The sequence below is a fragment of the Flavobacterium yafengii genome (assembly GCF_030010375.1).
Lineage (GTDB): Bacteria > Bacteroidota > Bacteroidia > Flavobacteriales > Flavobacteriaceae > Flavobacterium > Flavobacterium yafengii.
The window spans coordinates 315,624-341,123 of the sequence record NZ_JASCRY010000002.1 but is presented as its reverse complement, the minus strand read 5'-3'; the positions used below and the strand labels follow the sequence as shown (position 1 = coordinate 341,123).

The 25,500-nt window shown below is 34.2% G+C and carries 18 protein-coding genes; 15 read left to right on the top strand and 3 right to left on the bottom strand.

Annotated features, from left to right (window positions below; all coding sequences use genetic code 11):
* Positions 1–356: 356 nt before the first annotated feature.
* Both QLS97_RS09040 and QLS97_RS09035 read right to left on the bottom strand, forming a co-directional pair.
* A complete protein-coding gene (locus tag QLS97_RS09040) occupies positions 357–809 on the bottom strand; it encodes a nuclear transport factor 2 family protein (RefSeq protein ID WP_282716074.1) in 453 nt (150 codons plus the stop codon).
* Between the two features lie 44 nt (positions 810–853).
* On the bottom strand, positions 854–1,336 hold the full coding sequence (locus tag QLS97_RS09035; protein WP_282716072.1) for a nuclear transport factor 2 family protein: 483 nt from the start codon (positions 1,334–1,336) through the stop codon (positions 854–856).
* Between the two features lie 247 nt (positions 1,337–1,583).
* On the opposite strand from QLS97_RS09035, the gene QLS97_RS09030 reads away from it, so the two are divergent.
* Positions 1,584–2,495: a helix-turn-helix domain-containing protein gene (locus tag QLS97_RS09030; protein WP_282716069.1), complete on the top strand. Its 912-nt coding sequence runs from the start codon at positions 1,584–1,586 to the stop codon at positions 2,493–2,495.
* 163 nt (positions 2,496–2,658) lie between these two features.
* On the opposite strand, the gene QLS97_RS09025 is transcribed toward QLS97_RS09030, so the two are convergent.
* Complete coding sequence (locus QLS97_RS09025; RefSeq protein WP_282716068.1) at positions 2,659–3,921, bottom strand: YeiH family protein; 1,263 nt, start codon at positions 3,919–3,921, stop codon at positions 2,659–2,661.
* Between the two features lie 564 nt (positions 3,922–4,485).
* Between QLS97_RS09025 and QLS97_RS09020 the strand changes: the two genes are divergently transcribed.
* The 14 genes from QLS97_RS09020 to QLS97_RS08955 all read left to right on the top strand — a co-directional run bounded on the left by QLS97_RS09020 (position 4,486) and on the right by QLS97_RS08955 (position 25,497).
* Positions 4,486–5,787: an O-acetylhomoserine aminocarboxypropyltransferase/cysteine synthase family protein gene (locus tag QLS97_RS09020; RefSeq protein WP_282716066.1), complete on the top strand. Its 1,302-nt coding sequence runs from the start codon at positions 4,486–4,488 to the stop codon at positions 5,785–5,787.
* Positions 5,788–5,888: 101 nt separating this feature from the next.
* Positions 5,889–6,890 carry an alpha/beta fold hydrolase gene (locus tag QLS97_RS09015; RefSeq protein WP_282716064.1) on the top strand — a complete coding sequence of 334 codons (1,002 nt, stop codon included), beginning with the start codon at positions 5,889–5,891 and terminating at the stop codon, positions 6,888–6,890.
* A complete protein-coding gene (locus QLS97_RS09010; RefSeq protein ID WP_282716062.1) occupies positions 6,877–7,977 on the top strand; it encodes a homoserine dehydrogenase family protein in 1,101 nt (366 codons plus the stop codon). The genes QLS97_RS09015 and QLS97_RS09010 overlap by 14 nt, the downstream gene beginning before the upstream one ends.
* Positions 7,978–8,471: 494 nt before the next feature.
* On the top strand, positions 8,472–8,912 hold the full coding sequence (locus tag QLS97_RS09005; protein ID WP_282716059.1) for an ACT domain-containing protein: 441 nt from the start codon (positions 8,472–8,474) through the stop codon (positions 8,910–8,912).
* 31 nt (positions 8,913–8,943) lie between these two features.
* Positions 8,944–10,188, top strand: a complete 1,245-nt coding sequence (gene ilvA / locus QLS97_RS09000; protein ID WP_282716057.1) for a threonine ammonia-lyase IlvA — start codon at positions 8,944–8,946, stop codon at positions 10,186–10,188.
* Positions 10,189–10,415: 227 nt separating this feature from the next.
* Entirely contained in the window at positions 10,416–11,648 is a 1,233-nt protein-coding gene (locus tag QLS97_RS08995; RefSeq protein ID WP_282716055.1) for an ROK family transcriptional regulator, read from the top strand.
* A 609-nt stretch (positions 11,649–12,257) separates the two neighbouring features.
* The gene (locus QLS97_RS08990) at positions 12,258–15,644 is read left to right on the top strand and encodes a SusC/RagA family TonB-linked outer membrane protein (RefSeq protein WP_282716053.1); all 3,387 of its coding nucleotides are present in this window, start codon (positions 12,258–12,260) and stop codon (positions 15,642–15,644) included.
* 18 nt (positions 15,645–15,662) lie between these two features.
* Entirely contained in the window at positions 15,663–17,114 is a 1,452-nt protein-coding gene (locus QLS97_RS08985) for a RagB/SusD family nutrient uptake outer membrane protein (protein WP_282716052.1), read from the top strand.
* Positions 17,115–17,221: 107 nt separating this feature from the next.
* On the top strand, positions 17,222–18,142 hold the full coding sequence (locus tag QLS97_RS08980; RefSeq protein WP_282716049.1) for a dihydrodipicolinate synthase family protein: 921 nt from the start codon (positions 17,222–17,224) through the stop codon (positions 18,140–18,142).
* 30 nt (positions 18,143–18,172) lie between these two features.
* A complete protein-coding gene (locus QLS97_RS08975; RefSeq protein ID WP_282716048.1) occupies positions 18,173–19,345 on the top strand; it encodes a kelch repeat-containing protein in 1,173 nt (390 codons plus the stop codon).
* A 69-nt stretch (positions 19,346–19,414) separates the two neighbouring features.
* Positions 19,415–20,659, top strand: coding sequence for an MFS transporter (locus tag QLS97_RS08970; protein WP_282716046.1), 1,245 nt, complete (start codon positions 19,415–19,417; stop codon positions 20,657–20,659).
* A 147-nt stretch (positions 20,660–20,806) separates the two neighbouring features.
* Positions 20,807–22,954, top strand: coding sequence for a GDSL-type esterase/lipase family protein (locus QLS97_RS08965; protein WP_282716044.1), 2,148 nt, complete (start codon positions 20,807–20,809; stop codon positions 22,952–22,954).
* A gap of 65 nt (positions 22,955–23,019) precedes the next feature.
* The gene (locus tag QLS97_RS08960) at positions 23,020–24,204 is read left to right on the top strand and encodes an AGE family epimerase/isomerase (RefSeq protein WP_282716042.1); all 1,185 of its coding nucleotides are present in this window, start codon (positions 23,020–23,022) and stop codon (positions 24,202–24,204) included.
* Between the two features lie 147 nt (positions 24,205–24,351).
* Positions 24,352–25,497 carry a sialidase family protein gene (locus QLS97_RS08955; protein WP_282716039.1) on the top strand — a complete coding sequence of 382 codons (1,146 nt, stop codon included), beginning with the start codon at positions 24,352–24,354 and terminating at the stop codon, positions 25,495–25,497.
* Positions 25,498–25,500: the final 3 nt, after the last annotated feature.

The window sequence follows — 25,500 nt, the reverse complement described above, 5'->3', positions numbered from 1 at the left end:
CCAAAAGGCTTACGTTTTACAACTAAAAAAATAATCAAATTGACCAACACTTTTCAATTGAAATTGAGCATCTAATTTGAGAGCAAACTGATACTATGAACTATTGACTTTTTATGTAAGTATAACTATGTATTTATAAAAAAAGGAATTATGTCAAACAAAATAAAAATCAGGAGTAAAATTAAAAGGGCATTTAAATTCTATTGTAACATAAACAATAAATCATTCATAAGTAAAAACTTAGTCCTTTATATAAATACTAAAAAAGAAGAATTAATACATAAACAACTACTATCATTAATAATGCTGTTTAGTATTAATATATAACTTCTTTCAAATTTTAACAAGCAGTTTTCTTAACGTGGTGCTTCGTTAGGAGTAAGTGTTTTGGTAAATGACAAGGAGCCTAATGTCCACTTACCGTTTTCTTTAATATACACTTCTGTTACAATAAATGGATTAATTACTTCATTCCCTCCTACTACTGCTAATAGTGTAATTATATTTAAAAGTATGGCAGTATTGCCAATGATATTTACCGACACTTCATGGATATCCGCTTTCTTATAATGAATTCCACCACTTTTAATTACATTGATTTCTTGGGTTTTCCCCCAACTTCCACCCATGTGAACAAAGACCGATTTTTCATCAAACAAAGGAGTTAGACTATCAACATTTTTATCGGCCATCCACTGCCATTTTTGTTTAGAGAGTTGAATAACTTCCTGCTCAACAGTACTATTTTGTGCAAAGGAATTGTTTGCAAATAGAATAAGTATAAGAACTCCTAGAATTGATTTTTTCATAATATCATTAATTTTAAATTAGTGTAGTCTTTCTTTACTTTTTACTATTTCTCTATCTTGTGGGTATCTCGCACACTGCTGAATGTTAAGGCTAAAAGCTTCCAATTTTTACCTTGTTTTTGATACGTTTCTGTTACTGTAAATTCAGTCACAGCTTCATTTCCTCTCACAATAGCCTCAAGTGTAATTCGGTTCCAGACGATTGCCGTTTTTCCAAAAATTTCTACTGCTACATCATGAACTTTAGTATTCTTGTACCAAATTCTACCCGTTTTAATAATATCCAGTTCCTCTTCCTTTTTCCAAGTGCCACTCATATGGACAAATTTTGATTTGTTGTCAAAGAGTGGTTCCAGTTTGTCTACATCTTTATCGGCGATCCATTGCCATTTTTGTTTCGAAAGTTGAATGATTTCCTGTTCTAGCTTTTCGTTAGTAATTTTAGAATTGCTTGCTTTGTTTTGCTGTGGGAAGGACGATTGTACGCTCATTATCAATAAAAAAAGTCCTAGAATTTTTGCTTTCATAATAATTTCTGTTTTGTGGTTTAGTTTAAATACCATTTTAATTTAATAATAATTTATCGAAATGCCAATTATTCTATTTTACCCAGATGCAGAAGTACTCATATTCTACAAAACAAAATTAGGTGTATTTATTTGTCTGTTTGTATACAGATTACGGATTTGTCTACCAATTTTACTCACATTACTGTGGTTTTCACTAATCTTCTAATTTAATACTTAAATTTGTGAAACAAACATATAATTAGCAATGGACCAGGTATACATGTTTAATTCAGTTGCTGAATACAACGCCTTAAATAATCACGAAACGCTACATCCTTTAGTAAGTATAATCAATTTTTCAAAAGCCAATCCCAGATCATGGGGCGATAGCAAAACCGTTAAAATTAATTATGGATTGTATTGCATTTTCCTTAAACAAGTAAAATGTGGAGACTTAATATATGGTCGAAATTACTATGACTATCAGGAAGGCACATTAGTTTTGATTTCACCCGGACAACTAATCGAAATAGAAAATATGAAAAAAATATATCAACCAATGGGACATGCGCTGGTTTTTCATCCAGACCTGATACGTGGCACTTCGCTTGCTAAAAGCATAAACGATTATGATTTTTTCAGTTATAAATCTAATGAAGCATTGCATTTATCAGAACGTGAAAGGCAGCTAGTGATGGATTGTTTTTCTAAAATTCAAGTCGAGTTGCAGCAATCTATTGATAAACACAGCAAAAAACTGATTGCTTCTAACATCGAACTGTTTCTAAATTACTGTGAGCGGTTTTATGACCGCCAGTTCATCACCAGAGAAAATGTCAACAAAGGAATTATAGAAAAGTTTGAAGAATTACTAAATAGTTATTTCACATCCAAAAAACCCTATACTGTTGGTTTACCTTCTGTCGCCTATTTTGCAGACGAGCTTCATTTATCTCCTAATTATTTTGGAACCTTGATTAAGAAAGAAACCGGAAAATCTGCACAAGAATACATTCAAGACAAAATCATCGATGTAGCCAAGAACAAGATATTTGATTCTAATAAAAATATCAGCGAAATTGCTTATGAATTAGGGTTTAAATATCCGCAGCATTTCACTCGTTTTTTCAAACAGCATGTTGGTAATACGCCCAATGAATATAGGGTTTTGAATTAAAAATTAATTACACAAAACATAATTATTAACTGTTTTTTAATCGATATAAAAATAAATTTATGCTTCAAGTGTTGGATTATAATTCATAAACAACACCATACAAAAAATCCATTTTACAAACTGTAAAATGGATTTTTTAGAACTATCTATGATAATCAAACCATCATTTTCCAAACAAAATAAAGGCAATAATAAGTGTAATAATGATGTTGAATAACTGTGCAATTAAAAAAGCATAAAGCGGTTTTTTACTATTTTTACTAAACAAATCTTTAAAATTAGTTTCTAAACCAATACTTGTAAATGCTAAAGCAAACCAAATTCCTTGTAAATTCTTTAATCCGTCTTTGACTTCATCCCGAGCGTCAGATGTAAGTAAAAACGAAAAAAGTAATGAAGCGGCAATAAAGCCTATAACAAATTTTGGAAAACGTTCCCAAATCACTTTTAAAGTAGGTTTAGACACAGTAGTTCCATCTGATGTATTTTGCCTGTACGTCCAATAAACCGAAATCGCAAAAGCGGCTAAACCCAATAATACATTCTGAGAAAATTTAACGATAGTACTAATTTTCAAAGCCGTTTCTCCCACCAATGAACCCGAAGCTACAACAGCTCCAGAAGTATCAATACTCCCGCCTAACCATGCCCCGGTAACTTCTTCCGGGAAATTAAAGTATTTGGCTATTATCGGCATAAAAATCATCATTGGAATGGCAGTAACCAAAACCATCGAAATAACATACGAAAGCTTCTTTGAGTCTCCTTTAATCGCTCCCGATGTAGCAATAGCTGCTGAAACTCCACAAATGGAAACCGCGCTGGATATCATCATGGTCAACTCGTCATCTACTTTTAGTTTTTTACACAACCAAAAAGCAAAGTACCAAACCGATAATACGACTATCAAAGCTTGTATCAGTCCCAAAGAACCTGCTTTAAGAATATCTGAAAATATAACGCTGGTCCCTAATAATACCAATCCAATTTTTACAAAAATTTCTGTCGAAAGCGCTGTACGAAACCATTCTGGGAGCGTAAAAAAATTACCTATTGATAAACCAATAATCAAACTAAAAATTACAGCTTCTAAATTAAGACCTTTTATCTCTTTATTTCCTGCAATAATCAATGCAATAACGGTTAATAAATAAACCACGGGAAAACCCAACAAGAAGTTTTTTACTGACTTTCCAGTCAAAAAAGCACCGATACTCCCAATGGAAATAAGGTAGATAAATTGCAATACAATGATTTGTAAATTTCCGTAATCGAATACATCAGTCACTAAATCTGCTCCATTTGACCACTTGAATACTGGAACCGAAGGAAGAAAAACAAAAAGGGATACTGCGATAATCAGGAAACCTAAGAGTACTACTGTCCAATCTTCATGAATTGTAAATTGTTTTGTTTTTTGTGACATGCTAATAAATAGTTATTGTTTTGGTGTCAAAATACAATTTTTTTATATGTGGATACTTAAACCACGTTAATTTTTGTTAACCGCTCCAGGAATTACCACATTTCCAGATCTAATTTTGTTAAACTCAGCAACTCCTGTTTTATATGCCCAAACATAAATAGTATAATTCCAATTGATAGAAAGGAATTTGTATACTTATAGTTATAACTATTAAAGCTCTTAAATAACACTCTCAACATCTAATCATTAAAAAAATCAGGAGTAATTATTTGAAAAAAAATGCATTAAGTACATTGAAACAATTTTAAATTCTACTATTTCTATAGAATTTATAAAATAAATAGATTTTTCCTTGGTGGAATAAAAAATAGTTTGCACATTTGCCTCAACAAAAGATAAAAACAAATGAAATTAATCAATTGCAATATGTGTAAAATGATGCCGGAATTTTCCGCAGCGTTTCTATTATAATTAATTTTAAAAAGATAAATAGAACCTCTGCAAACCGCAGAGGTTTTTTTATATCCAAAAAAAAATATAAGATAACCCTAAAAAATAACGATTATGAGCACACAAAAATTTGAAACAAATGCATTACATGCAGGTCACGACGTAACAAAAAACGCAGGAACCAGAGCTGTTCCTATCTATCAAACCAGTTCATATGTTTTCAACAATTCAGAACATGCCGCCAATTTATTTGGCTTAGCCGAAGCCGGATTTATCTACACCCGATTAAACAATCCTACCAATGATATTTTAGAGCAGCGATTAGCCGCTTTAGAAGGAGGAATCGGAGCTGTGGTTACTGCCTCAGGAACAGCAGCAATTGCAACGACTTTTTTGGTTTTATTGAAAGCCGGAGATCACATTGTTGCGTCAAATAGTCTTTATGGCGGAACCTACAATTTATTAAAAGTGACCTTACCAAGATTAGGTATTACCACCACATTTGTAGATCCTACTGAGCCGTCAAATTTTACAAATGCTGCCCAAGAAAATACCAAAGCCTTTTTTGTAGAATCATTAGGAAATCCAAAATTAGATGTGTTGGATTTAAAAGCAATTTCAACAGAGGCTAAGGCGTTTAAAGTCCCGTTTATTGTTGATAATACCGTTGCGTCTCCTTACCTACTCAATCCTATTGAATATGGAGCCGATATTGTAATTCATTCCCTGACAAAATACATTTCAGGAAACGGAACCTCACTTGGAGGTGTTATTATTGATGCAGGAAATTTTAATTGGTCAAATGGAAAATTTTCTGAATTTACAGAACCTTCAGCAGGGTATCACGGGTTAATTTATCATGAAGCATTAGGCAATGCGGCTTTTATTGCAAAAGTGAGAATAGAAGGCTTGCGTGATTTTGGTGCCGCTTTGAGTCCTTTCAACGCCTTTCAGATTATTCAGGGATTAGAAACCTTACCGCTTCGAATACACAGACACAGCCAAAATGCATTGGCATTAGCTGAATGGTTAGCGCTTCAAGAAGAAGTCGCTTGGGTTAATTATCCAGGTTTAAAAACAAGTAAATATTATGATTTAGTTCAAAAATATTTACCAAAAGGACAAAGCGGTGTCGTTACTTTTGGATTAAAAGGGGGCTTTGAAGCCGCTAAAAAAGTAGCCGATGAGACTCAATTATTTTCACTTTTAGCCAATATTGGAGATACTAAATCACTCATTATTCATCCGGCAAGCACAACTCACCAGCAATTAACAGATGAGGAACAAGTTGCAACAGGAGTTTCTAAAGATTTGATTCGACTTTCAGTTGGTTTAGAAGATATTGAAGACTTAAAAACAGATTTGAAAGTTGCTTTTGCAAGTATCAAAGAACTTCAAGAAATACAACAATACTAATTTTTGTTTTTTGGTTGAAAAGCGTGCCTTTGGTTTGTTTTTGGTTCCAAAGGCGGCTTTTCTAAAAACAAAAAACTACTTGAATCTTAAAACCGTAAAAAATGGAAAATATAGAAAAAATAGATCTTTTTAATTTTGATTTAGAAATAGGGAAACAGAAAACATATATTTCTTTATCCTATCAAGTTTTTGGTCCGCCCATTAGTCATGCGCCAATCGTCGTGGTGAATCATTCTTTGACAGGAAACTCAACCGTTTCCGGAAAAAACGGCTGGTGGAATGGTGTTGTCGGAGAAAACAAATCCATTGATACAAATTATTTTACCGTAATTGTTTTTAACATTCCAGGAAACGGATACGATGACCAAGTTGGGAATTTAATAGACAACTACCGTGATTTCACCGTTCGTGATATTGCCAGAATTTTTTGGGAAGGCTTATTTTATTTAAAAATAGAAACTGTTTTTACAATCATTGGTGGAAGTTTAGGTGGTGCAATTGCATGGGAAATGGCAGCTTTACAACCCGAAAGAATTGAAAATTTAATTCCAATTGCCACTGATTGGAAAGCTACTGATTGGGTAATTGCGAATGTTTTAATACAAGATCAAATTCTCAATAACTCGGACGACCCAATTGTTGATGCACGATTGCATGCTACTTTATTGTATAGAACGCCCGAATATGTAAATCAACGATTTCAAAGAAACAAATTAGACAGTTCCTCCATTCTTCAAATCGAAAATTGGTTGCTCGGTCATGGAATTCAGTTGAAAAACAGGTATCGATTGGCTGCTTATAAGTTGATGAATCATTTGCTAAAGACGAATGATATTACCCGCAGTAGACAAGATTTTTTGGCTGTAGCCAATACCATTCAATCTAATATTCACCTCATTACGATTGATACTGACTGTTTGTTCATCGCTGACGAAAGCCGAAAAACCTACCGTGGACTAAAAAATATAAAGCAAAATGTTTTTTACCATCAAATTCAATCTATTCATGGACATGATGCATTCTTGATAGAATTCAACCAATTATCAGATATATTGAACCCTATTTTTTTAAATCATAAAACACAAAATTATGTCAGCGCTTAGAATTAACATAGTTCTTTTTGGAATTGGAAACGTAGGAGGCAGTTTAATCCAACAGGTTCTGGAAAGCCAGCATTTTTTTCAGGAAAAGTATAATATCGAATTGCGTTTCCCAATCATAACCAATTCCAGTTTAGCTTTTTTTGAAAAAGAGGGTTTGGCGAATACTTGGGAAGCAAATTTTGCACAATCTGCCATTCCTTTCAGAGTCGAAGATATTATAGAATATACCACAAATCAGGGATTAGAAAATCTGATTGCCGTTGATGCAACCAATAGTCCCGACATTGTAAAATCGTACATTTCATTGATACAAAATGGTTTTAATATTGTAGCTGCTAATAAAACGGCCAATATATTACATCATGATTTTTATACTGAAATTCGTAGAAATCTAAAAAAATTCGATAAAGACTATTTATATGAAGCAAATATCAGTGCGGGATTGCCAATTCTAAACACGATTAAAGAGTTGCATTTTTCAGGGGAAAAAATCACAAAAATCAGAGGGGTATTCTCCAGTTCATTGAGTTATATCTTTAATAGATTTGGAAATGAAGACATTCCGTTTTCAAAAATAATAGAAGATGCTGAAAAATTAGGCTATACCAAAATTGATTCCCGCGAAGATCTTTCCGGAAATGCTGTAGCCGAAAAATTAGTAATTCTAGCCCGAGAAATAGAGCATAAAGCAGAATTGAAAGAGGTACAAATTATGCCTTTATTAATACCTACTCTCAATGAAACCCACACTAAGTCAGCATACAAAAACAATAAAAATTTATTAGATAAACCGTATAGAATCGCTAAACTGACTCAGAATGAGAATCATGTTTTACGATACGTTGGAGAATTTGATATTGAAAGCGAAAAAATAGAGGTCAAATTGATTTCTGTACCTGTTAATTCAGCCCTTGGTCAGTTACAAGACACCGAAAATTTAATAGAAATATACACTAAAACAAATAGTAAAAATCCAATCATAATTCAAGGAACCGGCTCAGGAAAAGAGATCGCTGCCAGAGCTATACTAAAAGATATTTTGAAAATTTCAAATAATATCAAACAAAAAGAAACCATCTGGTTGTAGTTTGATTATTGTTTATCGACCAAAGACGCTATAGTGATTTGTTGCATTGATTTTAATATTTCCTCTCTTACTGATATCAATCTGTTATCGTAATTTAAATTCTAGTTCAGTATCTACTTATGATAGCTGAAAATAAAAAACAGTAAAGAAATAATAAATTATTATTTCGGTTTCCAAAAAATCAATACATTTGCACCTTATCAAGAAAAAATGAAACACTTAGTTAACATCATCATTGTCATTATTATAATTATCATTCGATAATTATGGCGAGGTGTTATATAAATAAGTAATCAATATACAATTTATGAAACCTCCCAAATCGGGAGGTTTTTTATTTTAAATATATATGAAAAATTTAGCAACAATTATTAGTATCGTAATTATCATTATTCGTTTCACATGACGAGTCAGGATTCTATTCTCTAATAAAGCCTTTCTCAGTTCAAATTGAGAGAGGCTTTTTTTTTAAACTAAAAACAAAATATTCAGCAATGAAACAAGAATTTACAATAACACTTTTCAGTGAAAAACAGGAAGGATTAATCAATAAAGTGGTCCTTATTTTGACTCGAAGAAAAATAAACATAAACAGCTTCTCCGTATTTTTTTGCAAAACAGTAAATTTATATCGGTTTACGATTACGCTTATTGAAACAGAATTAGCAGTCCAAAACATAGTGTATCAAATAGAAAAAATCATTGAAGTTTTTAAATGTTATTTACAGACTGAAGCTGAGCTTTCTACTCACCAAATTCTACTATTTAAGTTTCCGAATTCCGATGAAAAAGAAAAACAAGTCACATCAATTATCAATGCCTTTCCAATTATTCAAGAAACTGATTATTGCGTTTACACCAGTAAAACACACAAAGAAACAATCCAACAATTAAGCACAATAATAGCCGAATTAGAACCAATGAATTCCTTTTAATTCAAAATTTTAAATTCCAAATACTAAAAAAATGACTTTATTTACAGCAATACAACAAGCACAAAAACAACTTCAAAACGTTGTCTCTCCTACTCCACTGATCGAAAATTTAAATTTATCAGAGGAATTTGGTGCAACTGTTCTACTAAAACGCGAAGACCTACAAGTTGTTCGATCCTATAAAATAAGAGGCGCTTATAATAAAATGTGCACACTTACCACTCCCGAAAAAGAGCACGGAATCATTTGCGCAAGCGCTGGAAATCATGCACAAGGAGTTGCCTTTTCTTGCCATCTTTTGAAAATAATGGGAAAAATTTACATGCCAAAAACCACGCCCAAACAAAAAGTCAAACAGGTTCAATTATTTGGTAAAAACTACGTCGAAATTGTTTTGACAGGAGATACATTTGATGACGCTTACGCAAAAGCGATAGCCGACGCCACTCTAAACAATAAAGCGTTCATCCATCCTTTTGATGATGTAGAAGTCATTGCCGGTCAAGGAACCGTTGGGTTAGAAATTCTGGACACGTACAAAGAACCTATCGATTATGTTTTTGTACCCATCGGTGGTGGCGGACTGGCTTCTGGACTTTCAACCGTATTCAAACAATTGAGTCTTAGTACTAAAATTATTGGTGTAGAGCCTCAAGGGGCACCTTCGATGAAAACTTCAATTGCCAATGACAAAAACACGGCATTGGACACTATCGATAAATTTGTTGATGGAGCTGCCGTAAAACAAGTGGGCGACCTGACTTTTGATATTTGCAAAAAAAATCTGGACCATATCATATTGGTTCCCGAAGGAAAAGTATGTACCACCATATTACGACTTTACAATGAAGAAGCCATGGTGGTTGAACCTGCCGGAGCATTAACCATCGCTGCATTAGATTTTTACAAGGATGAAATAAAAGGAAAAACAGTAGTTTGCATTGTAAGTGGCAGTAATAATGACATCGAAAGAACTGCCGAAATCAAAGAACGTTCTTTACTCTACGAAGGATTAATGCATTATTTTATGATTCAGTTTCCACAGCGTCCCGGAGCTTTAAAGGAATTTGTAAACGATATTTTAGGTCCGGATGATGACATTACTTATTTTCAGTTTGCCAAAAAAAATAGCCGTGAAGTAGGATCGGTAGTTGTAGGATTAGAATTGAAGAATCCAAATGACATTCAAGCCATCAAAACCAATATGAATAGGAAAGGATTCGAATACCAATACCTCAATGAAAGGCATGATTTATTTACTCAATTAATAGGATAACCTGCAACGCCAGCAATTTTATTCGAGATTCTTAGCACTCTACAAATTAATTTTCAATTGAAATCAAAAGCCTGTAAATACTACTATATACAGGCTTTTTATTTCTCGTGATTATTACAAAGTGAAATCTAAATTTAATACTAAGCTAAGATTTAAATCATTGTCTAAAAAAAATTATAGTAAGTTTGTAAATGAATCCCATTGAATTTTTTTAAAAAGTAACAATAATGAGTTTAAAAGATTTATTAGATAGTAGTAAAGACAAAAGCCTTTCTGGACAAAAGTGGCACATGCTAAGACAAGCAATCGTAAAACGATTATTGTCTGCCGGTAATGCTACGATAGCTGAATTAAGTTCTGAACTACAATCTAGTGTTCCAACGGTAACTAAAGCCGTTAATGAATTATTGTCAGAAGGTTATGTAATAGATCTGGGAAAAGTTACCAATAGCGGCGGAAGACGTCCTTCTTTATACAGCATCAATCCTACTTGTGCTTACTTTCTAGGCGTCGAAGTAAATATAGCCAGTATGTCCATTGGCTTACAAAACATTAAAAATGAATTTGTAAGCATCGAATTAGGTACTTCGTTTGGTTTACAAAATACTCAAGAATCTTTATTGGAATTTTGTACTCTAATTAATTCATTCGTAGAAGACAGTTCTGTAGAAAAAAAGATGATTGTGGGAGCTTGTATTAATTTTTCAGGTCGAATAAATTCAATGGAGGGATTTAGCTATAATTATTTCTTTAGCGAAAACAGACCTTTGACAGAAATCATTTCAGAGCAATTAGATTTACCGGTTCATTTAGAAAATGACACCAGAGCGATGACTTTTGGTGAATATTCTGAAGGAGTAGTTGATGATGAACAGAATATCATATTTCTTAATTATAGTTGGGGTGTTGCTATAGGAATGATAACCGACGGAAAACTTTATTATGGTAAATCCGGTTATTCTGGAGAATTTGGACACAGCACCATCTTTGATAATGGAATTATGTGCCAGTGTGGCAAACTTGGATGTTTAGAGACTGAAATTTCAGGTTGGTCACTCGTAAATCAGTTTAAGGCTGCTTTAAAGGAAGGCAAACAATCAAAAGTAGTTCTTGATGAAAATGCTTTGGCTTTACAGCATCATGCAATTATTGCGGGAGCTTTGACTTTAGAAGATACGCTATGTGTTGATTTGGTGACCAAGCAAAGTGAGAAAATGGGACGTTATTTGTCTATTCTACTCAATATCTTTAATCCTGATTTATTGGTAATTGGTGGGGATTTCGCTCAATTAGGGGATTACACGCTATTACCTATTCAATCTGCATTAAAAAAATATTCATTAGGTTTAGTTAACCGTGATATGAAACTTAAAAAATCGACTTTAGGTCGTCGGGCAGGTGTCATTGGAGCTTGTTGCGTCATAAAAGAAAAGATGTTATCTCCACTAATAAATGATTAAAATTACCTCAAAATTTTAATTATTAAAATAATTTAATAAGTACATTGTATTTATTAAATTTATTTATATATTTACACCGTGATAATAAATAACACGGAAAAATTCTATTTTTAAATTGTTCTTTTATTATATCTTCTAAATCCTACACTACAGAGGGTCAATAAGATAAAATAGTTCAAACGAAAACTCCGTTCAAAATTACTATTACAAAAAAAGAGATTTTATATTTTAAAATTATTAATCTCAACACGTATTTTTGACTGTAATGTTTCTATTTATATGATTTTTTCTATTGGTAATGATTCTTCAAAACTAAGCCATAATTCATATTCTTAAAATACAAAGAACAGTTTTTAGATTGCTAAAATAAAAAACAACCAAAATTGGGGATACCCTTTTTTACAAAATATTCATTTGTTATCCATAAAAAAAGCCAGCATATGCTCTAAACATTGCTGGCTGGTTCTTCACAAAAAGAACAGTGGTTGGAAAACAAATAAATAAACCAAGAAGGAAAATTATTATTAACCTAACCATTACAAAAGTATGTATTTATTACCAAAAAGCAAGCCGAAAAATTATTGGCTTACCCCTAACCTAGGGAAAGCTATGAAATTAACATCCTTATTTCTAGTAGCTTTTACCGTACAAGCATCCGCTACGGCATCCACAAAAACGGTTATTTCTTCAGAGAAAAACGGTATTGTTACAAAAGATGCAAACACATTAGACCTATTTCAAAAGAAAATTACAGGAAGGGTAACTAATGAAAAAGGAGAATCTTTACCTGGAGTAAATATTATTGCTAAAGGCACTACTATTTCAACACAGACAGATTTTGATGGAAATTTTGCATTTGAAGTTCCAGACAATACTACAACAATTGTTGTTTCATACATAGGTCTTCAAGAACAAGAAGTAGCCATTGGAAATGAACTGCTAAACATTGTACTAAAAGAGGTAGGACAACAAATGAATGAAGTTATTGTTGTGGGATATGGGTCACAGAACAGAAAAACGTTAAGTACCTCAGTTTCTAAATTAGACAAAAAAGTTTTAGAGAATGTTCCTTATTCAAACGTAACACAATCATTACAGGGAAATGTAACTGGTTTAGTAGTACGCACAGCGTCAGGACAACCTGGTAAAGCATCTAACATTATAATTCGTGGAGGTACTTCTATTGATAATCCATCAGGAGCAACTCCTTTGTATATTGTTGATGGAGTTATTCGTACCCAAATTGATGATATCAACTCTGCTGATATCGCTTCATTACAGGTTTTAAAAGATGCCGCTGCAACTTCAATCTATGGAGCTCGTGCTTCTAATGGTGTAATTATTATTACAACTTCAACTGGTAAAGCTGGTAAAACCAAAATCACTTATAATGTTTCTACTCAAAATAGTCAAGTAGGCAAAAAATATGATTTTCTAGATGGTGGAGACTACATTAGATTACAACGTTTAGGGTTATATAATGCTGCCGAAATCGCTGGACTTTCAACAACGACAGGTATTGCAAGACTTGGGCAACTAACAGGTGCTACTCCTGCAGGTACTGGAAATAATTTATTGAACAACACACCATTCGCTACATTATTAAAATCAAATTTGGATGCAAACACTATTCAAGGTTTACAAGCCAAAGGTTGGCAGGAAATGACAGACCCGCTTAATGCTAACAATACTATTATGTACAAAAGCACGAATTGGAATGATGTTTTATTTCAAAATGCAATTACACAAAATCACACTTTAGGCTTTAGTGGCGGTGGAGATGCCGGAGTTTTTGATTTGAGTTTAGGCTACTTAAAAGGAGACGGTATCACGATATTTACAGGCTACCAACGTTTTACCAGTAAGTTAAATGCTTCTTTAAAATTAGCGGATAACTTTACAATAAATGGTCGCGTTTTATATTCAAAATCAAGTAATAATCAAGTTGTTGCCAATAGTGTTGTTTTCAACAGATATTTAGGAAATTCCCCAACTACAAAATTATACTTGGAAGATGGGACTTTGGCTCCAGGCCAAAATAATATTAATGGAAATCCATTATATCAGATGAGTAAAGTGAAAGGGATTAATGAAAATAATAAATTGCAAATGAGTGTCGATGGTGATTTAAAAATCACTAGTGATTTAACTTTTACACCTTCATTGTCATTATATAATGAAAATGAAAATAATAATACTTTTCAACAAGCTTTTTTAAGTGGAAGTAATGGTTTAGTAGATAATACTCGAACTGCAACCCGATTAAGCAATCAAATTGCACAAATTCAATACGAAGGGGTATTTAGTTATGCTAAATCTTTAGAAAACACAGGTGATTTTCAGGCAAAATTAGGTGTTTCTAAATTCGACAGAACTATAAAAACATTTAATGCTTCCGGAAAAGGAAGTCCTTCGGATCTTGCGCAAACATTAGATTCATCTCCAATACCAGTTTCTGTATACAGCAATAATACAAGATTAGTATTAAACAGTGTTTTTGGACGTGTAAATTATGATTACAAAAGCAGGTATTTTGCAACAGCCTCTTTTCGTTATGATGGTTCTTCCAGTTTAGGTCCCGATAATAAATATGGCTTTTTTCCTGGATTATCTGCAGGTTGGAATGCACACGAAGAGACGTTTTGGAAAGTAATGCCAGAAGTTGTTTCCTCTTTTAAACTTCGTGGAAGTTATGGGGTAAATGGTAACTTAGGTACTTTAGGTGATTTTCAATCTGGAGGATTATACTCCGGTACAACAAATGGTTTCGCTAATAGTTACAATGGTCAATCTGCAATTGTAAACTCTCAAATTGCAAATCCAGGTTTAAAATGGGAACAATCACAAACTATAAATGGAGGTTTTGATTTAGGCCTTCATAATGATAGGATTAGAGTAATTGGAGATTTTTATAATAAATTGACTTCTGATTTATTGACGAATCTAACGCTTCCTTCTAATAGCGGTTTCTCTACAGTACTAACAAACTTAGGCGGATTAAGAAGCAAAGGTTTTGAATTAGAATTGAATGCAAATGTCTACAATCAAAATGATTTAAAAATTAATGTTGGTGCTAATGTTTCGCACAATACAAATGTGATTGAGAAACTTCCTTTCAATGGAAATTTAAACAATAGAATTGGTGGAACAGAAATCTGGGACGCAGCCAGCGGAACATATAAGTATGTTGGGGGTTTACAAGAAGGTCAAAAAATTGGAGATTTTTATGCTCATAAACAACTATACATTCTTTCTACACAAGCAGAAGCAGATGCTTATAACTTAACGACACATGACAATTATGTAACTAAAACTGCTGTAGCAGGCGGAAACCCAACCGGTAAGAAATTTGCTGGAGATGCTGTATTTGAAGATACAGATAACAATGGTATAATTGACAGTCGTGACAGAACTTACATGGGTAATATGTTCCCTAAATTTGTTGGAGGATTTAATTTTGATGTCAATTACAAAGGACTTTCATTGACCGTAAGAACAGATTACTCTTTAGGAGCTACGATTTACAATGAAGCCAGAGCGCGTTTTGTAGGTCAATTTCAAGGAAATTACGGTTTATTGGCCGAAAGTTTACAATCTTGGCAAAATGAAGGTGATATTACTAATGTACCTCGTTACCGTTGGGCTGATCAAACAAACCAAAACAACTTATTCCGTTCTGAAGCAAGTGGTGCAGGTTATAATACTAATATGTTTCAAGGAAATAGCCGTTACTACGAAAGTGGGGATTATCTATGTATAAGAGAAATTACAGTGAGCTATACAATTCCTAAATCAATAATTGACAAAGTTAAATTAGCATCGGTACGTGTGTATCTGACAGGAAGTAATTTACATTATTTTACTAAATATAGCGGTTTAAGCCCAGAAGTACAAGGAATTGATGGCGGGTCAAGCCTTGGATTAAATGATGCTGGAGCAAAAGGTACTTATCCTGTTCCAAAAAACTTCATCCTTGGTTTAAACATTGGTTTGTAATTTTTAATAATAAATATCATGAAAAAGAAAATTCTTTTATACTCTATACTTTTTACAGGACTTTCACTATTCAGTTCGTGTGAAGACGATTTAAACTTACAATCTGAAAGCGTAATTACTTCTGCCAGTTTTTGGAAAACAGAAGATGATGCGAAAGCAGGTGTAAATGGTATGTACTTCAATTTTAGAACCCAAACCCAACAAAATTATTATTTATTAGGTGGTGCTAGAAGTGCTGAAATAACAAGTGGTGTTCAATCACCTCTTAATTTGGCAAATTATTACAATAACAACTTAACAGCACAGAATATTGATGTGGATTGGGCTGGTTTGTATACCGTAATTCATCAGGCGAATTTGGTTTTGAAATATGTTCCGACTATTCAATTTAGTCCAACAACTGTAAATGAGCAAAAGAGATATATCGCGCAAGCGTATTCGATGCGTGCTTTGGCTTATTTCATCATGGCTCGTTCTTGGGGTGGTGTGCCAATAGTAACTACACCAACAGAAAACACGAATCAATCCGAATATATTGTTCCGCGTAATACGATTGAAGAAACTTTTGCATTCATTAAGTCTGATATTGAATCAGCTATTGCTAATTATCCTGATGCGACAAACAATAAAACGCAATTATCCTTGTCATCAACTTATGCTTTAAAAGCGGATGTGAATTTATGGACAGCAAAACAATTAGGTGGTGGAAGTACTGATTTAAACACGGCTTTGGCTGCAATTAATGCTATTCCTACTGCACCATCTTTATTACCAAATTTCAAAGACGTATTTGGTTACACCAATAAAGGAAATGCCGAAGTGCTTTTTGCAGTTCGCTATTCATTGGCTGATGTACCGTCTGCGCTATCTGACAATTGGAATTCTTTCATGTTTGTTGGACCAAGTGACTTTGCACCGCTAACGGCAGCAACGGCGACGGCAACTTTTGGAACTTTGGGTGTTGGTACTGGTAATGCAGGTATTTCCAGAGTACAACCAGATATTACCCGTTTCAACTTTAGCAGTACTGATACGAGAAAAACAGCTACTTATTTAACTTTATACAATGGAGCCACTCCGGTAGTAACAGGTTTAGTAAAATACAATGGAACAGTTGATGGTGCTACCAGAAGATTTGTAAGCGATATCATTATTTATCGTTGGGCTGACATCTTGTTGATGAAAGCAGAAATTAAAAATGCTTTAGGTCAGGATCCAACTAATGAAATGAATCAAGTGATGCAAAGAGCCGATGCTTCTTCCTCATTTACAAATGGCTCTCAAACTGCTAATGACGATGTTATTTTAAATGAACGTCTAAAAGAATTAGCTTTTGAAGGTAAAGCATGGTGGGATTTAGTTCGTTTCAATAAAACGAATCTTGTGCCTTCTATGGCCGGTAAAAAGATATTGTTTCCAATATCTCAAAATACCATTAACTTTAATCCTAAAATCACTCAGAATCCATAGTAAAAAAACTGGATTTAAGAAGTATAGTTTAAATAATAAGCCGGGAATATTTAAGTTCCCGGTCTATTTAAACAACATAAATAAAAGACAATTTAAAAAAATACCTCATGAAAATTGAACATTTACAAGGGCTTATTTCAGCTCCTTTTACACCCTTTAACAGCAATGGAAAATTAGATGTTAGCCTAATTCCGGCTTACTATACTTTTCTAAAACGAAACGGAATAACTGGTGCTTTTATTAATGGCTCTACTGGAGAAGGTGTTTCTATTACCGTACAAGAGAAAAAAGCGGTTGCTCAAGCTTGGGCAGATTGTTCCAATCAGGATGCCGATTTTAAAGTAATGGTATTCTTAGGCGGAACTTGTCTAACCGATTGCATTGACTTGGCTAAACATGCGTATGAAATAGGTTTGTATGCTGTTTCTCTAACAGCTCCATTTTATTTCAAACCAGCTAATGTAGATATGTTGGCGCAAGCCTGTATCGAAGTGGGTAAAAATGTTCCTAACATGCCTTTTTATTATTACCACATTCCAGTATTGACAGGCGTTAACTTACCTATGTTTGATTTAGTACAAGCCTTAGACGGAAAGCTTCCTAATTTTGCAGGAGTGAAATATACACACGAAGATTTCATGGATTTCCAAAGTTGTATGAGTTACAAAGACGGTAAATACGACATGCTTTGGGGACGCGATGAGAATATGTTATCGGCATTAGTATTAGGTGCCAAAGGTGCTGTAGGAAGTACTTTCAATTATGCGGCTCCATTATACTATGATTTAATTGCGGCTTTTAATGCAAATGATTTAGTTACAGCCCGTGCTTTACAGCAAAAATCAATCAATATGATTCGCTTATTGGGTAAATATGGAGGGATTTCAGTAGGTAAAGCCTATATGAAAGTTGTAGGATTGGATTTAGGTGCATTTAGATTGCCTGTTAAAAACATGAGTGCTGACCAATTTGAATTGTTCAAAAAAGATGTCGAAAGTCTCAATTTTGAAGATTTCAAGTCAAAATAACTTCGTTCGTTTTATTTTAAAACAAATACTATGAATAAATATTTTTCTTCTCTAATCCTTTCCTTACTTATTATGTCGACAACTGATGCCCTTTCTCAAAAAAAAGCTGTAAACCATATTGAATGGAAAAAAGCAGCACAACTACAAAATGCTGATGGAAGTATTTCATTGGGTTTTGCTGGTGCAATTAATGGTATTACTAACGATGTTTTAATTGTTTCGGGAGGCGCAAATTTCCAAGATAAAATGCCTTGGGAAGGTGGAAAAAAACACTATTCAAAAGAAATTCATGTATTACAGAAATGTGATAATACCTATGTTTGGAACAAAAAAGTTTCGAGTACATTGCCCGAACCTATCGCCTATTGTGGTTCCACTTCAACTGACTTAGGCGTGGTATATGTAGGTGGTGAAAATGAAAATGGACTTTCAAATAAAGCGTTTATCTTAAAATGGAACGCATCCAAAAATGAGATTGATACAAAACCGCTACCTAATTTTCCGGTAGCTATTACAAATATTGGCTTAACACATATTGGCAACGTAGTGTACGCCATTGGTGGTGATGAAGCGACTAAATCTTCTGATTTATTTTTAAGTATTGACTTAAACAGTAACAATCCGGAGTGGAAAACTTTACCAAAATTACCTATCGCTTTGGCAAATTCGGTTGCAGTAGTTCAGAAAGACAAGGACGGAACTACTATTTATGTAATTGGCGGAAGAACTAAAACAACTTCGGGAATAAGTGATTTGCACAATACCACTTTTGTTTTTAACATTAAAAAACAAAACTGGGAAAGTCGTGCAAACATATCCGATGGAAAAAACACAACCAACTTTTCCGCAGGTGCAGGTGTTGCTGTAGGCAATCATTCTATCGTAATTGTTGGTGGTGATAATGGTGAAACTTTTCATAAAATCGAAACCTATTTATCACAAATTGCACAAACTGATTCTCCGCAAGAAAAAGCTAAACTAGCTGCAGAGAAGAATCTATTGAACACGAATCATGATGGTTTTTATAAAGGAATTTTGGTATACGACACCCGTAACGATTCATGGTCTACCATTGGTGAACTGCCCTTTCTTGCTCATGTGACTACAACAGCCACACTCTGGAATGACGAAATTGTTTTGTCAAATGGGGAAATAAAACCAGGTATTCGTACTCCTGACGTCATGTTAGGAACAATAAAATAATAGCACAGACAATTGGTTTTAATTACTTTTTAATGTTAAAAAAAAATTAAAACTAAAAAAAAATAAAATATGAAAAACACAAAGCATTATCCTTGGATTGTAGTTGGTTTGCTCTGGCTTGTAGCATTGTTAAACTATATGGACAGACAAATGTTGGCCACTATGCGTCCGTCAATGGAAGCCGACATCCCTGAATTAGTATCCGGTGAAAATTTTGGACGTCTAATGGCTATATTTCTTTGGATTTATGCTTTAATGAGTCCTATTTCCGGAATTATTGCTGACAAATTAAACCGAAAATGGTTGATTGTAGGCAGTTTATTTGTGTGGTCAGCGGTCACTTATGCAATGGGATATGCTACAACTTACAATCAGGTATATTGGTTAAGAGCTCTTATGGGAGTGAGTGAAGCCCTCTATATTCCAGCGGGTTTATCACTAATAGCCGATTATCATCAGCAAAAAACAAGATCGCTTGCTATTGGTATTCACATGACTGGACTTTATGTGGGTTCTGCATTAGGAGGTTTTGGAGCTACCATAGCAGCTACCTATTCTTGGCATACTACTTTTCATTATTTTGGAATCATTGGTGTTATCTATGCTTTCGTTTTGGTATTCTTATTAAAAGAGAAAAAAGCTACTGAAATAAAACCTATTGATTTAGATTTGATAACAACAAATGAAAAAAGTTCACTGTTTAAAGGTTTGGCACTGCTCTTCACGAACATCTCTTTCTGGGTTATCTTATTCTATTTTGCCATAATCAGTTTACCGGGCTGGGCTACAAAAAACTGGCTGCCTACCCTATTTTCAGAAAACTTAGCAATCCCTATGGAACAGGCGGGTCCTTTAGCAACTATCGCCATATCCTTTTCATCATTATTGGGAGTGATTTTCGGAGGTATTCTATCAGACAAATGGGTACAAAAAAATATAAAAGGCAGGGTTTATACCAGTGCGATTGGTTTGAGTTTAACGATTCCTGCATTATTGTTAATTGGTTTTGGAGATTCATTATTCAATGTCGTCGGTGCTGTACTTTGTTTCGGTATCGGTTACGGAATGTTTGATGCCAATAATATGCCCATTATATGTCAATTTGTTTCTTCAAAATACCGGGGAACGGCCTATGGTGTCCTTAATATGACCGGAGTTGGTTGTGGTGCATTAGTAACTTCATTATTAGGCAAATCATCGGATAGCGGGACTTTAGGCTACGGCTTTGCTTTGATGGCAGGAGTTGTTGCAATTGCATTAGTAGTTCAAGTCAGTTTTCTGCGTCCAAAAGTAAATGATTTTGTCGATGCCTAAAATACACTAGTATCGTTTACTAAGTTCAAAAATTTGTTTTAAGTTGGTTTTTGGTTTTTATCTGTTAAGGCGGAGCCTTGTGTTCCGCCTTGTGGATAATTTATGCCCATTTTTAATAATTTCTGAAAAAATAAAAATATGAATACAATGAAAAGGAATCTATTTTTAGTAGTCTTTTTGATTTCAACAATCATTCATTTTGAGTCAGTTGCACAAAAAGCAATACTCAAGGTAGCGTGCATTGGAGATTCCGTTACAGCAGGTTATCTCCTATCTGATGCTGCAAAAGAATCCTATCCTTCGCAACTTCAAATCTTAATGGGCGGACAATATGAGGTGAAAAATTTCGGGCATAGCGGAGCAACACTTTTGAAAAAAGGAAGCACACCTTACTTTAAAACTAAACAATTTGTCGATGCCATTGCATACAGACCAGATATAGCCATTATTCATTTGGGTTTAAATGATACCGATCCTAGAAATTGGCCGAATTACAATGCTGAATTTGATGCCGATTACACTTGGTTAATAGACACCTTAAAAAAACAAAATCCGGCAGTCAAAATTTACATCTGTCGATTAACTCCCATATTTAATGAGCATCCTCGGTTTAAATCGGGAACCAGAGATTGGTTTTGGCAAATTCAATCTCATATACCCAACATTGCAAAAGCAAATCAAGTGGGTTTAATTGATTTGCATGAAAAGTTATACCATCGTCCCGATCTTTTTCCTGATGCTTTACATCCAACGAAAGAAGGAGCAACTATTCTGGCCAAAACCGTTTATGAAAACATCACTCAAGATTTTGGTGGATTAAAATTAGCTGCTGTTTTCACGGACAATATGGTTTTGCAACGTAATCAACCCATTCCAGTTTATGGAACGGCTAATGGAGCTGATACAATTGAAGTGACTTTTAAACAACAAAAAAAGAACGTCATTGCCGACAAATATGGAAAATGGAAAATTACTTTTCCCGCTATAAAACAAGGCGGACCATATGAAATGACTATTCAATCTAAAGGAACGAAAATTGTTTTAAAAAATATTCTAATTGGAGATGTTTGGTTTTGTTCCGGACAGTCGAATATGGCATTTCAACTTCAAAATTCAGAAAATGGTGCAGCAGAAATAAAAAAGGCAATCGCAAATTCTACTATTCGATTATTCAATGCTAAAGCGATACGGGAGACTGATGAAACAGCTTGGGATTCAATCACTTTGGTTAAAACCAATCAGCTGCAATTCTTTTCCGGAAGTTGGTCAGTATGCGATTCGATAAGTGCCAAAGATTTCTCTGCCATTGCCTATTACTTTGGTAAAAATATCGCCCACGAAGAAAATGTACCCGTGGGTTTAATTCAAGTTGCCGTTGGAGGATCACCAATAGAATCTTGGATAGACAGAAATACCTTGGAACATGACGACAAAGTAGTTGATGTATTAACCAACTGGCGCAAATCGGATTTTATCATGCCTTGGGTTAGAGAACGTGCCAATGTGAACTTGAAAAATGCTACAAATGTAAAACAACGTCATCCATATGATCCTTGTTACAATTTTGAAGCTGGAGTGGAAGCCTTTACAAAATTCCCGATAAAAGGTGTGATTTGGTACCAAGGCGAAAGCAATGCTCACCATGTTGAATTGTATGAACATCTCATGCCTACATTAGTAGAAAGTTGGCGCAAAGCCTGGGGGGCTAACCTACCCTTCTATTATGTTCAATTATCAAGTATTGAGCGACCAACTTGGCCAGCATTCAGAGAAGCCCAAAATAGATTGCAAAATAAGATTCCAAACAGCGGAATGGCAATTAGCATGGATTATGGAGATGCTCTAAATGTCCATCCAATTAAGAAAAAAGAAGTGGCTGATCGTTTGGCACTTTTAGCCTTGCGCTACACCTATGGAAAAGATGTTATTGCAAATGGACCTTCGGCTTTGAAAGCCATACAAAAAGGCAACAACATTCTAGTTTCATTTGCATTTGCAAAACAATTAGCTACTTCGGATAAAAAAGAACTTATTGGTTTTGAATTGGTAACCGACAAGGGAATTCACTTTCAAAGTAAAGCCACAATCGTAAAAAACCAAGTACTTATTACTATTCCAAAAGGAGAAAGAATAAAGACGATTTTATATGCTTGGAAGCCTTTTACTAAAGCTAATTTAGTGAATGAAGCTGATTTACCATGTTCCACTTTTAAACTTGAACTCCATGCAATTACCAAAAATCAAAAGAGATTCCGTAAGGAAGATAAACACATACAGTCAAATGTGGTTGACTAAATGATATCCAAATTACACCTAGTACAAAATAAAATATAGTAGTTACATAACATATAGTAAAGAAAATGAGTTATTCAAAAATAGATCTTCAAAACCTCAGAAACTTTTATCAGAATCAATTATTAAATGATACGGTTCCATTTTGGTTTCCACGCTCCATTGATACCGATTTTGGAGGTTATTTATTAATGCGTGATCAAGACGGAAGTTTAATAGATGATGATAAAGCCGTCTGGATACAAGGGCGTGCCGCTTGGTTATTGGCAACACTTTACAATACAGTTGAGCCAAAACAAGAATGGCTGGAAGGTTCAAAAACAGGAATTGATTTTTTAAACAACCATTGCTTTGATACTGATGGACAGATGTTTTTTCACGTAACACGCGACGGACAACCCATACGCAAACGCCGTTATTTCTTTTCGGAAACCTTTGCGGTTATTGCCATGTCAGCTTACGCCAAAGCAAGCGGAGATGAAACGGCAGCTGAAAAAGCGCGGTTTTTATTCGGAAAATGTATTGAATACTCTACTAATCCCGATTTATTAGAACCTAAATTCACGGCTACCCGACCGTCAAAAGGAATTGGCACACCTATGATTTTGATAAATACGGCGCAACAGTTACGTGAAAATATTGGAGATCCGCGTTGTGATGAATGGATTAGCAAATGGATTGCTGAAATTGAAACCTATTTTGTAAAAGATGATATTAAATGTGTGATGGAACAAGTGGCTCCAGATGGTTCTATTATTGATCACATTGATGGTCGTACCTTGAATCCTGGTCATGCTATTGAAGGAGCTTGGTTTATTTTGCATGAAGCAAAATACCGCAATAATGACCCGCACTTGATTGCTTTAGGTTGCAAGATGCTGGATTATATGTGGGAACGCGGATGGGATAAAGAACATGGCGGTATTTTATATTTCCGAGATGTATATGACAAACCAGTACAGGAATACTGGCAGGATATGAAATTCTGGTGGCCACAAAACGAAGTTATTATTGCAACACTTTTAGCCTACACCATGACTGGTAATGAAAAATATGCCACATGGCACAAAATGGTACATGATTATGGGTACAGTAAATTCCATGATACAGCAAACGGAGAATGGTTTGGTTATTTACATAAAGACGGAACCATTGCCCAAACGGCAAAAGGAAACTTGTTCAAAGGACCGTTTCATTTGCCAAGACAAGAGTGGTATTGTTTGCAATTACTTAATGAGTATTTGAAAAAATAATTTAAAAGAATCGATTAAAAATATAAAGAATGTCACTTCGAAAGTTTTCGGTACACTAATATCGAAAAAAATGGGTCGAGGACTATTTTTAAGACTAATTTTAGTCATTAACCAAGAAATACAAAATAACATTAAATCTGTTTTATCATGAAAAAAATTTTCATGTCGCTATTAGTAATCACTGCAACGGGACTTTTCGCTCAAAATGAAACCTATAAAATTGCAGATGGAGTAATCACTCATCAGGATTTATTTAATAAATCCATGGTTGATAGTGTTTCCTGTTTTCGAATCCCATCTATAGTTACTGCCCCAAATGGTAATCTTATTGCTGCCATAGATGAGCGCGTTCCTTCCTGCGGTGATTTGAAGTGGAGTAAAGATATCAACATTGTGCTGCGCAGAAGTACTGATAATGGTAAGACTTGGTCAGCGATTGAAACCGTGGTTGATTTTCCTTTCGGGCAATCCGCGTCAGATCCTTCGATGATTGTAGATCAACAAACCAATGAAATCTTTCTATTCTATAATTATATGGATTTAGATACAGAAAAAGACGTTTATTATTTACACGTAGTAAAGAGTTCGGATAATGGTAAAACCTGGAGCAAACCAAGAGACATTACCAGTCAAATTGCGAAACCACAATGGCATAAAGACTTTAAATTCATCACATCGGGGCGTGGAATACAAACAAAAAGTGGCAAGCTATTACATACTTTGGTCAATTTAAATAGCGGCTTGTATATTTTTGGCAGTGATGACCATGGAAAAACATGGTATTTTATTGATACTCCAATAAAACCGGCAGATGAATCAAAAATCATCGAATTGGCCGATGGAAGTTGGATGATTAATGCAAGAGTAAATAAGGGCGGAATGCGCTATGTGCATACCTCGAAAGATGAAGGAAAAACATGGAGCTCCAAACCGGAACCACTGTTAATTGACCCTGGTTGCAATGCAGAAATCATTCGATATACAGCAAAAGCAGATGGATACGATAAGAATAGAATCCTTTTTTCGAATGCGAAAATGGAAAAAAACCGAATGAATATGACCATTCGCATTAGTTATGACGAAGGAAAAACATGGTCTATAGGCAAAACAATATATGGCGGTGGCTCAGCATATTCATCCCTTACAATACTGGAAAATAGTGACATCGGTATTTTTTTCGAGAAAGATGACTATACTCAAAATACTTTTGTAAGCTTTTCTTTAAAATGGCTTACTGACGGAAAGGACAATTTTAAAAAGCCTTCTAAAAAAAGAAAATCAACAAAAAAATAAAGA

Bases quoted from the DNA above. Each gene is read 5' to 3' on its own strand.
- QLS97_RS09040 (WP_282716074.1), bottom strand. From the start codon at position 809: ATGAAAAAATCAATTCTAGGAGTTCTTATACTTATTCTATTTGCAAAC.
- QLS97_RS09035 (WP_282716072.1), bottom strand. From the start codon at position 1,336: ATGAAAGCAAAAATTCTAGGACTTTTTTTATTGATAATGAGCGTACAA.
- QLS97_RS09030 (WP_282716069.1), top strand. From the start codon at position 1,584: ATGGACCAGGTATACATGTTTAATTCAGTTGCTGAATACAACGCCTTA.
- QLS97_RS09025 (WP_282716068.1), bottom strand. From the start codon at position 3,921: ATGTCACAAAAAACAAAACAATTTACAATTCATGAAGATTGGACAGTA.
- QLS97_RS09020 (WP_282716066.1), top strand. From the start codon at position 4,486: ATGAGCACACAAAAATTTGAAACAAATGCATTACATGCAGGTCACGAC.
- QLS97_RS09015 (WP_282716064.1), top strand. From the start codon at position 5,889: ATGGAAAATATAGAAAAAATAGATCTTTTTAATTTTGATTTAGAAATA.
- QLS97_RS09010 (WP_282716062.1), top strand. From the start codon at position 6,877: ATGTCAGCGCTTAGAATTAACATAGTTCTTTTTGGAATTGGAAACGTA.
- QLS97_RS09005 (WP_282716059.1), top strand. From the start codon at position 8,472: ATGAAACAAGAATTTACAATAACACTTTTCAGTGAAAAACAGGAAGGA.
- ilvA (WP_282716057.1), top strand. From the start codon at position 8,944: ATGACTTTATTTACAGCAATACAACAAGCACAAAAACAACTTCAAAAC.
- QLS97_RS08995 (WP_282716055.1), top strand. From the start codon at position 10,416: ATGAGTTTAAAAGATTTATTAGATAGTAGTAAAGACAAAAGCCTTTCT.
- QLS97_RS08990 (WP_282716053.1), top strand. From the start codon at position 12,258: ATGAAATTAACATCCTTATTTCTAGTAGCTTTTACCGTACAAGCATCC.
- QLS97_RS08985 (WP_282716052.1), top strand. From the start codon at position 15,663: ATGAAAAAGAAAATTCTTTTATACTCTATACTTTTTACAGGACTTTCA.
- QLS97_RS08980 (WP_282716049.1), top strand. From the start codon at position 17,222: ATGAAAATTGAACATTTACAAGGGCTTATTTCAGCTCCTTTTACACCC.
- QLS97_RS08975 (WP_282716048.1), top strand. From the start codon at position 18,173: ATGAATAAATATTTTTCTTCTCTAATCCTTTCCTTACTTATTATGTCG.
- QLS97_RS08970 (WP_282716046.1), top strand. From the start codon at position 19,415: ATGAAAAACACAAAGCATTATCCTTGGATTGTAGTTGGTTTGCTCTGG.
- QLS97_RS08965 (WP_282716044.1), top strand. From the start codon at position 20,807: ATGAAAAGGAATCTATTTTTAGTAGTCTTTTTGATTTCAACAATCATT.
- QLS97_RS08960 (WP_282716042.1), top strand. From the start codon at position 23,020: ATGAGTTATTCAAAAATAGATCTTCAAAACCTCAGAAACTTTTATCAG.
- QLS97_RS08955 (WP_282716039.1), top strand. From the start codon at position 24,352: ATGAAAAAAATTTTCATGTCGCTATTAGTAATCACTGCAACGGGACTT.